Consider the following 15,703-nt stretch of genomic DNA (forward strand, 5'->3'; position numbering starts at 1 on the left):
TTTACAACTAGGTTTGTAACAGTCTGAATAATAAAGAATAAAATATCAGCCAAGGGGTTTAGGTGGACATACAATGAATTGGTCAGAATGGTTAGCTGGGTTTGCTGGTGCTTCACCAGTAGAGTGGCTAGCCACAGTGTGCGGTTTTATTTGTGTTTACTTGCTGATAAAGCGCAATATTTGGTGTTTCCTGTTTGGTCTCATTCAGGTCAGTTTATACAGTTGGATATTTTACGGTGTAAAACTGTATTCGGACATGCTTTTACATCTGGTTTATGTTGGATTCCAAATTTATGGCTACCTAATCTGGTCACGAAACTTGGATCAGGGCGGTCAAGTGATAGTGGACAAAGGCAAGGCCAAGCATTATGCCTTTTTCATTGTGTTGGCGTTGTTCAGCACTGGCGTTCTGGGTTGGTTAATGAATACCTATACTGACGCCAGTCTTGCTTATTTTGATGCCTTTACCACCTGCACCAGTCTAGTTGCCCAATGGTTGTTGTCCCATAAAAAATTATTCAATTGGAGTTTTTGGATAGTGGTCGATATCGTGGCAATTTGGATTTATTGGCAAAAAGGCCTTTATCCCACTTCCGCATTGTATTTATGCTTTTTAGTAATGGCCTGCATTGGCCAGTGGCAATGGTACAATAGTTACCAGAAAACCGCTGGGAAAGCTGCCCTTGACTGATGTTGGTTTTACCTTAGGCAAATTCGCACCTTTTCACAAAGGTCATGAATATTTGATCCGAACAGCCCTTGAACATGTTAAACAGTTGATTGTTGTGATTTATCCCTGTAAAGAGCTTGCGCACATTAGCCTTAATCATCGCGCTAATTGGATCCGGGCTTTGTTTCCCCAAGTGACGGTTATAGAGGCCAAAAATGGCCCCCAAGTGCAAGGTTATACACAGCAGATAATGGATATTCAAAACCGTTTTTTGTCGAGCCTGCTAAAAGATTATAAGTTTGATTACTTTTTCAGTAGTGAGCCTTATGGAGAACATGTTTCCAAAGCGCTCAACTGCCAAGACTTTCGAGTAGACATGCACAGAGAGCATGTCCCTATTAGTGCAACTCAGATTCGACAGAATATTATTCAACACAAACATTTCTTATCTACCGAGGTTTATGTGGATTTATTTAAAAAAGTCGTTTTACTCGGTGCGCCGTCGACAGGAAAGTCAACTTTGGCGGCGGCACTGGCGAAGCGATATGAGACCCAGTGGGTAGAAGAATACGGACGTGAATACTGGCTTGAGCATCAAGTCGATAGGCGCCTGTCTCCAGAACAATTATTACATATCGCTCAAATGCAAAATCAATGGGAAGATGAACAGCTAAAGCATGCGAATCAATTTTTGATATGCGATACCAATGCTTTTACTACTTGGCACTTTGCCCTGCATTATCACGGCAAAGCTTTGCCTGAATTGGAAGCATTAGCCCAACAAAGTTGGCAACGTTATGATTTGGTCGTATTGTGTGACGATTCGATTCCTTATGATGATACTTGGGAGCGTTCAGGCGATGCGAATCGCAAAGAATTCCAGCAGTTTTTAATCGATTATATGCACAAGCACAATAAGCCATACATATTGGCCAAAGGTGATTTGCAGCAACGTTTAAAAATCGTCAGTAAGGCGTTAGAGCACCTTGAAAATCAACACCAAGGTCAAACTGAAACGGATTGGAATTAATCGACTTTAACGACTATTTTTTAAGTCCAGTCTTGCGTATGAAATTATCAGTGATAGCATGCGCGAAATTTTATACTTTTATCAATTAATAGGAACCGAATATGTCTCGTGTTTTGATCATTGGTGCTGGCGGCGTCGCAGCCGTAACGGTAAAGAAATGTGCGCGCTTACCTGAGCATTTTGACGAAATCTATCTGGCCAGCAGAACTGTCTCCAAATGTGAGGCATTGCAGGCTGAAGTAGGTGCGGATCGCGTAAAAGGTGTGTTTGCTATAGATGCAGACAATGCCAGTGAAGTTGAAGCATTGATCAACAAGGTTAAACCAGACTTATTGGTTAACTTAGCACTACCCTATCAAGATTTGCCGATTATGGATGCCTGCTTGGCAACCGGCACAGATTACTTGGATACGGCTAACTACGAACCTAAAGATGAAGCTAAGTTCGAATACTCTTGGCAGTGGGCATATCAGGAACGTTTTAAGCAAAAAGGTATTATGGCTCTGCTCGGCAGTGGTTTTGATCCCGGTGTAACTAACGTGTATACCGCTTATGCGGCGAAGCATTACTTTGATGAAATCCATTATTTGGATATCGTTGATTGTAATGGCGGTGATCACGGACAAGCATTTGCGACCAATTTCAATCCAGAAATCAACATCCGTGAAATTACCCAACGTGGACGCTTCTGGGAAGATGGCCAATGGAAAGAAACTGATCCCTTGTCAGTACGTGAAGATCTTGATTACCAAAATATCGGCGTGCGCGCATCTTACTTGATGTTCCACGAAGAATTGGAATCTATTGTCAAACACTTCCCTACACTTAAACGTGCCAGATTCTGGATGACCTTTGGCGATGCTTACCTTAACCATTTGCGTGTGTTAGAAGGTATTGGCATGACTAGCATTGCGCCGATAGATTTCCAAGGACAGCAAATAGTGCCGCTGGAATTCCTTAAAGCAGTGTTGCCCAACCCAGGCTCTCTGGCAGAAGGTTATACCGGTCAAACATGTATCGGAACCTACATCACAGGTATTAAAGATGGCAAAGAGAAAACCATCTTTATCTACAATAATTGTAGCCATGCTGCATGTTATGAAGAAGTGGGCGCGCAAGCGGTTTCCTACACGACTGGCGTTCCAGCGATGATAGGCGCAGCCTTGATGCTTAACGGCACCTGGAAGAAGGAAGGTGTTTGGAACATGGAACAGTTTGATCCTGATCCGTTCATGGATATGCTTAACAAACATGGTTTGCCATGGCATGTAATAGAATGTGACCAGAGTCCGTTTAAAAAGTAATTTATCCAATTTTAAGCCACAGGCAGGAGTAACCACTTGAGTGACCCGATGTTAAATCCAAACATTCCTTCACCCTGTTATGTATGTGAAGAACAGAAGCTGGAAAACAATTTGCAGTTAATGCAGCGCGTGCAAAATGAAGCAGGCGTTGACATTATTCTGGCCTTGAAAGGATTTTCCATGTGGTCAACGTTCGATTTGGTTGGCCAATATCTCAAGGGTTGCACCGCCAGCTCAGTATGGGAAGCTAAATTAGCCAAGTATGAGATGGGCAAGGAAGTCCACGCTTATTCTCCGGCTTATAAACAATCAGACATGGATGAATTGCTGAGGTTAGTTAACCATATTTCATTCAATAGCCTGAGCCAATGGCAGCGCTATAAGCAGCAAGTATTAGATAGCGGTATTTCTGCTGGCTTGAGAATTAATCCTGAGCACCGAGAAGCAGAAACCGAATTGTATGATCCAAGTGCACCGGGCTCTCGCTTAGGTGTTTTGGTTAAAGATTTACAAGATGCAGACTTGAGCGGCATTGAAGGGTTTCACGTACACAATTTGTGTGAATGTGACTCCTATGCCACTCAGCGCACCTTAGATGCGGTGGAAAAACGCTTTGCAAAATGGTTACCCCAGCTTAAGTGGTTAAACTTGGGCGGTGGTCATCTGATGACTAAGCAGGGTTACAATGTTGAGCATTTAATTGCCACCTTAAAAGGGTTCAAACAGCGTTATCCCAATTTGCAGATCATTATGGAGCCGGGCTCGGCTGTGGCGTGGCAAACGGGTACTTTGGTATCAGAGGTTGTCGATATTGTTGAGAATGAAGGCAAAATCGCAATTTTGGATATCTCCGCCACCGGCCATATGCCCGATGTGTTAGAGATGCCTTATCGCCCCGAAGTACGTAATGCCGGTCCGGCCAATGCAACAGAATTTACCTATAAATTGGGTGGCAACTCTTGCCTCGCCGGTGATGTGATTGATACTTATAGTTTTGATCATCCCCTGAAACAAGGGGACCGGATCATATTCGAAGATATGATTCACTATACCATGGTCAAAACGACATTTTTTAACGGAGTTGAACACCCGTCAATTGGTATCCTGCGCAAAAACGGGGAGTTTGAATTGATTAGGCAATTTAATTACGAAGACTTTAAAAGCCGATTATCTTAATCGGCTTTTTTACGCCACATCTGGCCATCGAATCAAGCCTGCACTCCCCGCTGTGTGTATTCTATCTGTTACTATCGAGCACTATTTTTTCTGCAATAATCCGTTTGAAATATGCTACAGTTTTCGCTCGCTAGTCAAAGCTAATGTTTGATATAACGAATGAATAAGTCTGGAATAAACCTAAAATCCAAAATGACATTGTTGTGCGACAATCCAGTGAACCCTAGTCAAGTTCATTCACCACTGGTCAAAACAATGCATCGTACAAATTGACTCACTCAAACTATGGAAAGAAAATAATATGGCCTATGATTTTGGCTCACAAACATTAGGAATTAAAAACCCTTTTAAGACCGAAGGTAAATTTCGAGTAGCGACCGGTGTGTTACTTGCTATTTCGGGAATTATCCCATTACTTAATGTCGCATCGACTCTCAAAGAACAGCCGATTTACAGCTATACCTATGCCATCCTCGGCTTTATCTTACTTGCCAGTGGTGTGCGGCATACGGGTATCGGCATCTTTCAGCTATTTAGATATTTTGTCGGCCGTTCCGTTCCCACCTCGTTAGCCTATAATTATTCTAGATCAGAGCAAGATACCGCCAAAGCGGAAAAAAATGCATTGCTTTACAATGATGCAAAACTTCATTCGATGTTAATGGGGCGCAAGAATACAACCTTTGCTGAGCCAATTGGCTGGATTTCTCGCTTGATCCATTCGCTCTCCCCTAACCTTACTTTTTTGCCTAATCCATTGCGACACTTAGCGCAAGAATTAGGCGCCCTTACTCTGAATTTTTTGACTGCATTCGTGTCATTTTTAGTAGTATTTTTCGTGGTCAGTACTGGCTTGGCTGGCGAGACAGCGAAACAAGTTACGATGCCTGTGTTGTCGATACTATTGTTCTTTTACTTGATTATGATGTGGCGCAGCACAGCTAACTCCATTACCAATCAAGCTAACAAAACCTCCAATGCCAGCGGAGGTGTTTCATTTGGAGCGGTGATCGCATTAAGCATCATAGTACCGGTGTTTATGGGTTTTGCCCTTGACGAATTAACCGGTTGGACATCTGCTCAAGTACAGAACTTTACTGAAACAGTGCCTATTTTCAGTGCTTGGGGAAATTTTGCCTTATTGTTAGTTGCCATCCTGTTTGTGATTATTGGCGTGGTGCCGAATCTAAACACTAGATTGAAAGCCGTGACACCACAAACTGAAGTCAGCGAGTATCGGGATAACATGCAAGAAAGCGTGCACCCGAATGAAATATTTATCAATATTGAAAATATCGTACTGGCGAATAGACGCTACAAAGAAATTCCTAACCGCATATACCGTGAATTCGATCCTGCTTTGAAAGAACAAGCCGAGGGTAAAGGGAGTTTTGCGGGAGAACTTTTGGTCGAAACCCAGCCGATTTTAGCCGATGAAAACAAAGTAAACTACAAAACTGCGAATAAGGTCTTATCCACTGCGTTAGCGCAACTTAGTGTGCTAGTCGCATTCGCCTTTTTTGCTTATTTCACCCTTAACTTGGCTGACGCATTAGTGTTCTTGAATGCGATAGATGGTGATTTATCCAGTTCGTCTGCTGTCACTCAGTTTGCGGGCTTCATTAACACTGGGTTATTCAGCCTATTTGGTTGGCTATCTTTTCAAGCTACCGGCAAAATATTAAACAATGCTTCGCATTTATTTTGGGGTGAAATTCATTTCACATCATTATTGATGTTCCTTAAGACAGAAGGCACCTATACTGAATCGCGAATTTCTACCGGTATGGCAATTCACGACTCTACCCGTTCTGAGAACGTCGTAGTGCGAAGCTCAATTACCCCTTGGATTATCACCTCGCGGTTAAATACTTCTATTTTTGCCACCAGTGGCTCGGGCAATCTTGAGTCTTCTCGTTACATTATGGGTATGTCTAAGAACAATGATGAACTAGATACCATAGTTAAAGAGATTAAAGACTTCCTCAAAGGCAGAGAATCGATTGCTTCCATAACCAATGAAGCCGACTTACAAAATGCCAGCACCATTCATCAAGTTAATCAACAAAGCCGATTTTTACCCGAAGATAAAAGCAATGAAAAGCTGGAATCTAAAGATGATGAAGCGGCGGGTTACTTACGTAACGATGCTGATAAGGATGTTAAGCAGTAATTGCGCGGCGCATATGCTCCCAGAAGGGTTTTAAAGGCGCTGACTATCTCATAGGCTTGTCAGCCGCCTTTTAACTTGCAGGCGGCTTTACAGCAAGCGGTTGCATTCCAAAGTGTAGGGGCTAATAAATACCTGACGTAAAGTCAAGTATGTTAGTAGTTGCGCTGAGTACAAGTGCCGCGCTGTGATTAGGGCCTAATGTCAAATAAGCTACTTAATCCAATACATCATTTGCGATGTTGACAGCATAAACTCTAATTTTTGATTAGAGCCCATTCTTACTTTCAACCCATATGAACTAGGTTCCCCGACTAAGCCAGGGCTACTCCAAATGACATTGCCCTGCGATGTCATTTTTTTAATTTGATACAGGTTATCGTAGTTATCATAGAGACGGTCCCGCTTAGAAGTAGTGACAAACAAGTTTTGATTTTCATCGGTACTAGGATCAGCAACTAAATCATAAATATAGCTATTTGCTAAGTTACGAGCAACTTCAGTAAAAGTGTTATTGTTCAATTCATACACAACTAACGTTTGCGAAGACGATGAATATTGATCGACTTCAAGACATGCAAGTTCTAATTGGGCATCATTGTCAAAGTTGAATAACGCCATGCGTCTACAAGATTTTTCAATAAAGGACTTTTCGGAGAATACCGCTCCATTTCTGATCAAAAAAGATAACTTATTAGCAAAAGACACCAACACAACTGCAGTGTTGTTGATCCTTGTTGAAGCAAAATCATTTATGTAATTATCAAAGGTATAATTGGCTATTATTGTCTGGTTTTCTATATCAATTGCATTAAGAACACGCCCATCAGCATATAACGCATCATCATAACCATCTGCATTTAAATCATTGGCTTGAATCACTCCAATGGTAGAATCATAATCACCGGTAACCTGCCAAATAGTGCTGTTATCGTATAGCTGGATAACGGAGAATGCACCATCATAAAGATCTGTGCTCGGTACAAAAATATCGCCAAAACCATCGTTATTAAAGTCAGTTGTGACTGCGTGTCTACTACCATCCCAGTTTGAAGAAATCTCATCGCTGAGTGAATATGACCCATCTTCATCCAATGTGACTATGCGGCTTCCTTGATATCCACTTTGAGTTGATGGAATAAAAAACACTGCCTTTTCATTATTTTCTGTAATATTTGACCAACCAGCACTGCTATAATTATCTAACTGAACAGCGTTAGAGCTATCTTTGATAGTTGCACTATCAATTTCAATATCAGCGGCAATAAAACTATCCTTTCCTGACGAACTAACACCTGTCCCCCAATGCAATTCCAATTTTCCATCGTTATCTGAATCGCCACTCATTAAAGACGTAGAGCCGTGATCTTGCATGTTTACTGCCCACAATACAGCTAGCTGGTTGCCTTGCAGATTATAAGCGGTGATGTTGCCCCATTGGCAATCACCGACGATAAGTTCATCCGTACCATCATTGTTCAAATCTTCACTAAGTAGGGTACAGGTATTGAAATTACTAAAACTACTCAATTGAGATTTGTCTACTGCTGAATAGATGCTAACGTCTCCCCAACGATCTGCACCGGCAATTTCTGCAATGCCGTCACCGTTGAAGTCACCTAAAGCAATATTAGCATCGCCAAACTCAGTGCCGCTAAACCACTGATTTTCCCATGTAACGGCATCATAAACTCGACCATTATTTACCACTAATTCCAAATTGTTATCGTCATCGACATTTGCAAATTCAACTTGTTTCGCAGAACCAACATTGGTAGTGAACAGCTCCAATTCAGGTGCATTTAAAGACACTACATGCAACTCATAACCATCAGAATATGTCTCTGGAGAACTGAGGAAAGCCATTTCAGGGATCCCATCATTATCAATATCTTTTAAGGTAGCAAATGTGATGTATTCCGTGGTCTCAAATAAAGCAGTCGCTTGCTTATCCAACCCATCAATAACATTGACACCGTTTTCGGTGACTACGACGATTTCTTGTTGAGCATCTTCATCCAGATTTGCCTTTAGTACTTGAACTATCCGTCCTTTGGTGGGAAGTTTAAACGGATATACCCATTTCTGTTGATATTTGTCATCTTTGAATTCAAGTAGGAAAACGCTACTTGTACTATTGGTAGACAATACTTCATTAATGCCATCACCATCAAAATCGCCCACATGCATGGATTTATTATTGGCAGGAACCGTGATACCCGAACGTGTTATTGGCATAGCCACATCAGATTCGACCTCAATGGGTACCACTATTTTTTCAGCGTCGCCGTCTCCTTCATTAGGTAAAGAAAAGGTAAAATCATATATCTGAAATGGAAATAGAAATTCTGTTGGCACATTCCAAGTAACCCAGCCATACCCATCAATTACCGCACCTTCTGGCCCAGCGACTAATGTGCCCGCAGCTTCATCCATATCAATATCAGGATCATATGAGGTCACACGAAATTGTACGACATCACCAGATTTCATAACCTCAGGAATGTCGCTGATTTTTATTTCTGCGGGTGCATCCTGTAGATAAATATACAAGGATGGGCTTTCTGTACTATTGATGCCATCAGATACAACAACCGCTGCTCTCACACTATCTCCGTAAACGGCAAGATATGGAGGTAAAGTATTGCTTGATTGATTGCTCACCAATTGATCATTAATGTACCAACGATAACTAACCACTAGTTCATCATTACTATTATCCGGATCGCTATAGTAACCAGCCTCAACGCCAATTGCTGTGGTTGTATTTATATCGCCGTAATTTGAAAGGTACGGGCTGCCAACTGATGGTGGAATCGACATTTGAGCAAGAGCTACCAGTTGTTTGGTTGAAACAGAACCATTCAACAGTTCGTATATATCAACGAAGTAAGCGCCTACATCATAATTACCATCGCCATCGTTATCTTCAAGATAGCGAATAAAATCAGAATTGGAATCCGTTGCTGAACCAAAATCAAAAGTAACTTGTTTATCTGCACTCAACAATACATTGCCGCTACTGATGTAAGGGGGGAAACCTTCGACATCTTCTAGACTAAAAGCAACCTTGCCTTTTTCACCGATAAAAAGCTCGCCAGTTAAATTAACCGAATCCTGATAATCTATAGTGGTAATGTCTAATTCGGCGTCAAGGAGTAACTGTTGATCATCTATGCTAAACAAGACATATTGATTATTTTCTACAGCATAATTGTCACTATAGGTGTAACCCGTAGAGATAAAATCTGAATACCCGGTTAATTTGATAAATTGGTCATCATATGTCCAACCAAGATTATCAAAATAATAGGTTAAATTGACCGACGTTTCTGTCAGTGTATTAATCGTTAGGGCAACACTTCCAGTGATTGGAAAACCGTTATCAGCTTGCGCACAATTGGAATAAGTAATCGCAAGATTACCTTGGAAAGCGCCATTAAGTTTACCTTTATACCTAACAGTACCTTGGTAATAACACGAAAACGCAATATCTATATTGCCATTGCTATCCACTTGGTCAGTGAAATTTTCGCCGGCAACATATGGAGTTTCAGTTGCCGCATCATCGAATAAGTATTTGAACACTTGCTGAGAAAGGTCAACATCTAAACTTGCAGTGGTTTTTTTACCTGTATAGCGAGTATCAATTAATCGCGTTGCAGCGCGCTTTAGCTCTGTAATTGAATAGTCTTGAGCATTCGCAATGATTTGACTAGGGGTCGGATTATTCCCAGTGGGTCCGCCATCGTCCCCTGAGCTTGAAGAACCACCTCCACCGCAAGCAGAAACGATGAGGGAACACACTAACATACACAGCGAGCGCGATAATACCGCCATAAATAATCCTTAAATGTACTGCAGATAGCGATAAATAATGAATTTGCAGCAAGCAATCCTTTACATTTACGCTGAAAAAATTACTCAAAAATAGTAAAACATTAAAAGATTAAAGACTAGCACTTATTGACTGGGCGCTATTTTTCCGTGCTAATCAGCATTAATGATTACTCAAACATGCACACCTGATAGCCAACATATGGGATAAGCAGCTATATTTTAGGCTTAGGTTCCAATTCGCACCTATAAAACTCTGGCTATTTTGCACAGCCTTGTGACTGTGGATCGGTTTTTTTAGCCGCCCAATTCAGCATGTTTTTCAATAGAAGTAATGTTTCTTCAGTCTCATAGGATTCATAACGATGTCCCATAGCATTGAAAACAACACGTGCTTGCATGTCCCCAATGCATCGAGACCAAATAATTGGATGATCAACAGGTTTAGGCCCCATACGCAAATCAGAACGATCGCCATAAACGGTATTGACAGGGCTATAAGTACTTTCATCTAACCCGGCAAGAACAATGAAATCATCACTCGGTGGAGCGTCAAAGGTATACCACTCATCAATTGCCATAAAGTCCTTTGGCATACCAGCCATAACTGGATGAGTGGGCTGCAATATTTCAACCCGTGCCGGTTGAAATTGAGGAGCCATAGGGTGGCTGACGAAAGTCGCGCCCAACAATTCATTGTGGTAAAAACTCCAATCTTGATGGGAGTCGTCCCCTGCTCCATGCAATAAAACCGTACCCTTGCCCTTAGACTGCCATTTGGCAAAGGCTAGTTCTTGTTCTGGCGTCAGCGCATCGCCAGTCATGTTATTAAATACAATAACATCAAAACGCGCTAAGTCCTTTTCGTTAAAAATACCACTATGTTCTGTCGTGAAATAACCATGCCCCATTTCCTTTGCTGCCTTCATGATAGCTAGGTTCGCCCCGGCTATTCCTTCTTCATGTCGCCAATCTCGCGTTTCTGAGAAAATCAAAATAGAAGGTGAAGGTACATAAGCGAAATAGCGTCCCGTTGAGGTCACAGGCTCATCAATAAATGTCTCAGTAGCTGTCGCCTCCGATAATATTGCTTTAGGTGCCTGTGAAGAACAAGCGGTCAAAAATAGCATTGGCAGCAGATATAGTAATTTCATAAAAAAGTATCACTAAATTAGATTTAGAATAAGTATAGAGAGGTTTACACCTAGGTTGCAATCAATCAAGACAACTAGCTCAACACCTCTATATCTAGCTCGCTTATCGTTTTACTTAGGAATGGTTATTTTCAGTCTAGCAACTATGTGGTTTAGGCCACTGGGGAATTTTTTGCTAATACATAATGTAGAACGTGCTAGTAATTTAGCCCATATTGAAATCCCCAATTAAAAAATAATAGCTATATTTTGACACACCCCCGCCACACACTTACCAATTCCAAGAAGTGGTTATTACCGAGTCAGCATATTATTGGTAAGAAAAATTAGAATAAATGGTTTTAACATCGCCTTTTCACAATCTATCACTTTACAAAACATGCCAAAAAAACCTTATAAAACATACAATAAAATAACATCACCGGTAGTAATCATATAAAATTTCCCGAAAACTGGTGCAGCCTAACACTATGAGAAATATTGATAAAACCGACTTCAACCCATAACGATAACAAACCAATATAAACTTATTGGTTGACAAATTGGAAAGATAAAATTAGTGCCTTCGAGCTGACTCAAGCCCGTGCACTGGTCGAAGGCGAGGCAGCAGCGTTAGCATCGGTGTCTATCACAGAAGTCGAACTTGAATCCCTAAAGAAAACACTCGATGCAATGGAATCTGGTGTCGAAGCAGAGAAAGCGGACCGCGAATTCCATCTCATTATTTCCAAAGCAACTAGGAATAATGCGATCCTACTTGCGGTCAAAAATTTCTGGGCGCTTCGAGATTCCCAACCGCAAATTAAGCAGGCCTGCGCCGGTGTCTGTAGTCAGTCCAATCGTGACCGCTTGGAAGAACACAAGGCTATTTATCAAGCCCTTAAAGATAGAAATTCACAAGCAGCCAGATCGGCCATGCATGCGCACTTCAATCGGTTGATTAACGCTTTGTTTGTAGTGAGTGAGGCTGCTGCACTTGAAGAAGTTCGTAAAAAAACAAGTCAAACACGTGACTTATACTCATTGAGTCACCTAGTAAACTAAGAGCAAGGGCGACTGATATTTTTCGCCCAACCCTCATTTTTAAAAGCCATTTAGGCTGAAAAACTCACAGTTTAAACAGGGTTTTGAATTCCACGCTTTGTCGGCGTGAAACATTCACTTTCGTGCCATTTTTTAAGCTTAGCTCTAAACTCTCGTTTAAAAGTGGCTCAACGTTGACTACGTCTCGCATATTAACCAATTGCTGCCGATTCGCTCTAAAGAAAATACCCGGCGCTAACCGCGCTTGTATTTTACTCAGTGCTTTATAAATCATAGGCTTATTGTTAGCAAAATATAACCGACTGTAATTGCCAACAGATTCAATTAAAGATACCTCCCCCAACTTTACCAGCCAACAATTATCGCCATCTTTAACAAAAAACTGACTGTCCGGCGTTAGTAATGGATCACTATCATCTTGTGCGTTTCGGACCTTTAACTTGTCTCTGACCTTTTCTAAAGCTTGCTCAAGTCGTGGGGCAGTTACAGGCTTTAACACGTAATCTAACGCATTGTACTCAAATGATTTGATGGCATACTGGTCATAGGCCGTTGTGAAAATCACTTCAGGTACACTTGTCAGTTCAGTCAATAAATCAAAGCCATCTTTTTCCGGCATGTTGATATCAAGCAAGACAAGATCAGGACGGGTTTGATCAATAAGCGCTTTGGCATTATCAACGTTTTCGGCCTCACCGAGAATATCTATATCTGCGATTTGCCCAAGTAAATTAACCAGCTCGACTCGGGCAAGTCGCGAATCATCAACGATTACGACTGTCAACATCAGTTGTGCTCCAGGGTATTAAAATGCTTACCACCACTTGGGAATGTTCGTTTTTCATGGTTATCGATGCCTTGTCGGCATAGAGTAAATCTAAACGTTGTTTGATATTTTTCAATCCTAGCCCAGTGCTATCCTGTTTTTGAGCTTGTATACTGCCGCTGTTGCGCACCTGCAAAAATAAATGGTCTTTGTCTCGCTTGGCAATTAAAACCAGTTTTCCGCCGGATTTTTTAGTGGCTATGCCATATTTAATCGCATTTTCAACTAACAATTGCAGCATCATGCGCGGCAGCAATGCCGCTTTGCTTTGTGTCTCAACCTCAAATTCTGTTTGTAATCGCCCCTCTAACTGAATATCCATCAAGGCTAAATAGTCATCAATCATAGTTAACTCTTCGGCTAAAGTGACTAAGTGATTTTCTTGACTATTGAGGGTATAACGATACATGTCGGCAAGATGACTCAGCATGTCTCTGGCTTTATGGGTATCCTCTAGTATCAGTGCTCTAATGTTATTAATTGTATTGAACATAAAGTGTGGGTTGAGCTGACTGATCAATGACTCTAAACTGACTTGTTTTAACGCGGCATCCAGCTGTTGTTTATCTGCTTTCATTTGTTCGTACTTATGATAGCGCTTGATCACAAAATATAGACTTGACCAAATCAGCATTACCAAACTCAAGTTGATAATATTCGACACCAGCGACACAGTAGTAAAAATCGTTTCAGTGTCATACAGCGTGCTAGCAAATGGTTCTAAGGCCACAAATATCAACAGGGTACAAAGCACGCCCGCCACTAGACTTGCCAGAATCACCGAAGAAACTAGCGCAATGAGTGACACTTGCGAGGTGATTGAGCGTCGGTAAAAACGGCGCAAACCGCTCGACACTGCCCAAGCGATGACAACTAATACACTGGTTGAGACAAACTCTGACCAAAGTACTCCCTGCATGGCGGCACGACTAAAGAAATTGATGGCGCCGAACAGCAACCATCCTATAGTTTGAAAAAATGTAAATGAACGACCTTTCATCATTATGTTCTTGCGTTTATCCATTCAGCCATCAATTTTAGGACGGCTATATCCATCGTATTTTCGATAGTAGCATACTCATTTGGTAAGCCGGTTTCAGCTTGTTGAAATAAATGATTAAGACCTGGTAGTGAATGAACAACAAAATCAGGATGATTGCTCTGGGTTAAAATCTGCTCAATAGCGGCTAGGTTTTCAGATGCAGCGACTTGTAGATCTTTACTGCCATTGATGGCTAGCAATGGGCATTTTACTTGTGCCAAATATTGCTTAGGTTGATAGCTAAGGAAAAAGCGCATCCAAGCAGAGCTCATTTGTTGCGCTTTGCTAGTTGCATCCGCTTCGTTAAGACCCTGTTGATTGATGAGAAATTGACGAATGTCATCGGTCGACATGCCTTGGGCTATTTGTTTGAACAATTGGGTGTCCTGTTGGCGCTCTTTTATCAGCGCACCTTCATCTACTCCCATGCGTTTTTGTATATCAAACGACTGTTGAGTCAATAAAGTCACACCGTCTACCCCTAAGCCAGCCATCATCACAACAAAGGCAATTTGCTTATTCTGACTTGCTACCATAGGTGCAATCATTCCACCTTCACTGTGCCCAATAAGGCCAATATTCCTAGGGTCAATATCAGCTCTGGTTGTCAAAAAATCAAACGCCGCTTGCACATCACTGGCAAAGTCTTCGCTGGTCGCATTGGCAAAGTCACCCTGGGACTGAGCCGTCCCCCTGTCATCAAAGCGCAGAACGGCTAGGCCACTTTTTGTTAAGTAATCAGCAATAACGGCAAAGGGTTTGTGGCCAAACAATGTTTCATCACGGTCTTGTGGTCCTGAGCCTGAGATTAAGATTACCGCGGCAAATTGTTCGTTGCCTTGAGGTTTAGTCAATGTGCCAGCAAGAGTGATGTTCGCGCTGGTATTATCAAAGGTTACCTCTTCACTTACATAATCAAAGGGAGCCACCGGTGTTTGTGGGCGGTTTAACGCTTGTCGTGCGTCATGGCTACGGATTAACACTAACGGCAATTTAGCACTGCCTTGGGAAAAGGTACCCGTTATGGTGTCCGGCTGCGTTAGCTTGCCGACGAACGACATGCCAATCGCGTTGACGCTAAAGCTAATGTTATCGCTTACCACAACATCATCTACAGGTATGTCGGCTGCGCCTTGTGCAGGGCTGTCCATGGTGGCTGTAATTTTGTCATTTTCGATAGTGAAATGCATTATCAAAGGTAACTTAGTGGTTCCACCTATGGCTAATTCGCCCTTCCATGAACCTGCAATATCAGCATATGCAAATGAAAAGGCAGATAAGTACATTACAATCATTAGTAGTGGTGTGATTACAATTTTCTTAAACATTATTATGTCCGTTTGATTATTAAGTGGTAACCAGCATAGCGACAACAAATGTTGGATTGTGGAATATATGATTAACGGTAAATAACGCGGATGACTGGTAAACCCAACGATAAAATACCGGC

Annotated in this window: 10 protein-coding genes and 1 pseudogene; 6 read left to right on the forward strand and 5 right to left on the reverse strand. The window is 41.7% G+C overall.

Features of this window, described 5'->3' with window-relative positions:
- The first annotated feature begins 73 nt into the window (after positions 1-73).
- The 5 genes from pnuC (at position 74) to QR722_RS15280 (ending at position 6,353) form a co-directional block, all read left to right on the forward strand.
- Positions 74-691: a nicotinamide riboside transporter PnuC gene (gene pnuC / locus QR722_RS15260; RefSeq protein ID WP_286283788.1), complete on the forward strand. Its 618-nt coding sequence runs from the start codon at positions 74-76 to the stop codon at positions 689-691.
- Entirely contained in the window at positions 684-1,700 is a 1,017-nt protein-coding gene (locus QR722_RS15265; RefSeq protein WP_286283789.1) for an AAA family ATPase, read from the forward strand. The genes pnuC and QR722_RS15265 overlap by 8 nt, the downstream gene beginning before the upstream one ends.
- A gap of 101 nt (positions 1,701-1,801) precedes the next feature.
- A complete protein-coding gene (locus QR722_RS15270; RefSeq protein WP_286283790.1) occupies positions 1,802-3,004 on the forward strand; it encodes a saccharopine dehydrogenase family protein in 1,203 nt (400 codons plus the stop codon).
- A 36-nt stretch (positions 3,005-3,040) separates the two neighbouring features.
- Positions 3,041-4,180 carry a carboxynorspermidine decarboxylase gene (nspC, locus tag QR722_RS15275; protein ID WP_286283791.1) on the forward strand — a complete coding sequence of 380 codons (1,140 nt, stop codon included), beginning with the start codon at positions 3,041-3,043 and terminating at the stop codon, positions 4,178-4,180.
- 301 nt (positions 4,181-4,481) lie between these two features.
- Complete coding sequence (locus QR722_RS15280) at positions 4,482-6,353, forward strand: hypothetical protein (RefSeq protein ID WP_286283792.1); 1,872 nt, start codon at positions 4,482-4,484, stop codon at positions 6,351-6,353.
- Between the two features lie 210 nt (positions 6,354-6,563).
- On the opposite strand, the gene QR722_RS15285 is transcribed toward QR722_RS15280, so the two are convergent.
- Together QR722_RS15285 and QR722_RS15290 are read right to left on the reverse strand one after the other, a co-directional pair.
- Positions 6,564-10,190 carry a hypothetical protein gene (locus QR722_RS15285; RefSeq protein ID WP_286283793.1) on the reverse strand — a complete coding sequence of 1,209 codons (3,627 nt, stop codon included), beginning with the start codon at positions 10,188-10,190 and terminating at the stop codon, positions 6,564-6,566.
- A gap of 257 nt (positions 10,191-10,447) precedes the next feature.
- Positions 10,448-11,341 (reverse strand): ThuA domain-containing protein, encoded by an 894-nt coding sequence (locus QR722_RS15290; RefSeq protein WP_286283794.1) that lies wholly within the window; start codon positions 11,339-11,341, stop codon positions 10,448-10,450.
- A gap of 552 nt (positions 11,342-11,893) precedes the next feature.
- On the opposite strand from QR722_RS15290, the pseudogene QR722_RS15295 reads away from it, so the two are divergent.
- Positions 11,894-12,385: pseudogene (locus QR722_RS15295) on the forward strand (FadR/GntR family transcriptional regulator); the annotation flags it as partial.
- A 64-nt stretch (positions 12,386-12,449) separates the two neighbouring features.
- Here QR722_RS15295 and QR722_RS15300 read toward each other — a convergent pair.
- Genes QR722_RS15300 through QR722_RS15310 form a run of 3 tightly spaced genes read right to left on the reverse strand, consistent with a single transcriptional unit; the run spans position 12,450 to position 15,581 of the window.
- Positions 12,450-13,172 carry a LytR/AlgR family response regulator transcription factor gene (locus QR722_RS15300; RefSeq protein ID WP_286283796.1) on the reverse strand — a complete coding sequence of 241 codons (723 nt, stop codon included), beginning with the start codon at positions 13,170-13,172 and terminating at the stop codon, positions 12,450-12,452.
- Positions 13,150-14,214 carry a sensor histidine kinase gene (locus tag QR722_RS15305; RefSeq protein ID WP_286283797.1) on the reverse strand — a complete coding sequence of 355 codons (1,065 nt, stop codon included), beginning with the start codon at positions 14,212-14,214 and terminating at the stop codon, positions 13,150-13,152. The genes QR722_RS15300 and QR722_RS15305 overlap by 23 nt, the downstream gene beginning before the upstream one ends.
- Entirely contained in the window at positions 14,214-15,581 is a 1,368-nt protein-coding gene (locus QR722_RS15310) for an alpha/beta hydrolase family protein (RefSeq protein WP_286283798.1), read from the reverse strand. The genes QR722_RS15305 and QR722_RS15310 overlap by 1 nt, the downstream gene beginning before the upstream one ends.
- Between the last annotated feature and the right edge of the window lie 122 nt (positions 15,582-15,703).

The sequence above is a fragment of the Aliiglaciecola sp. LCG003 genome (assembly GCF_030316135.1).
In the GTDB taxonomy this organism is placed as follows: Bacteria; Pseudomonadota; Gammaproteobacteria; order Enterobacterales; family Alteromonadaceae; genus Aliiglaciecola.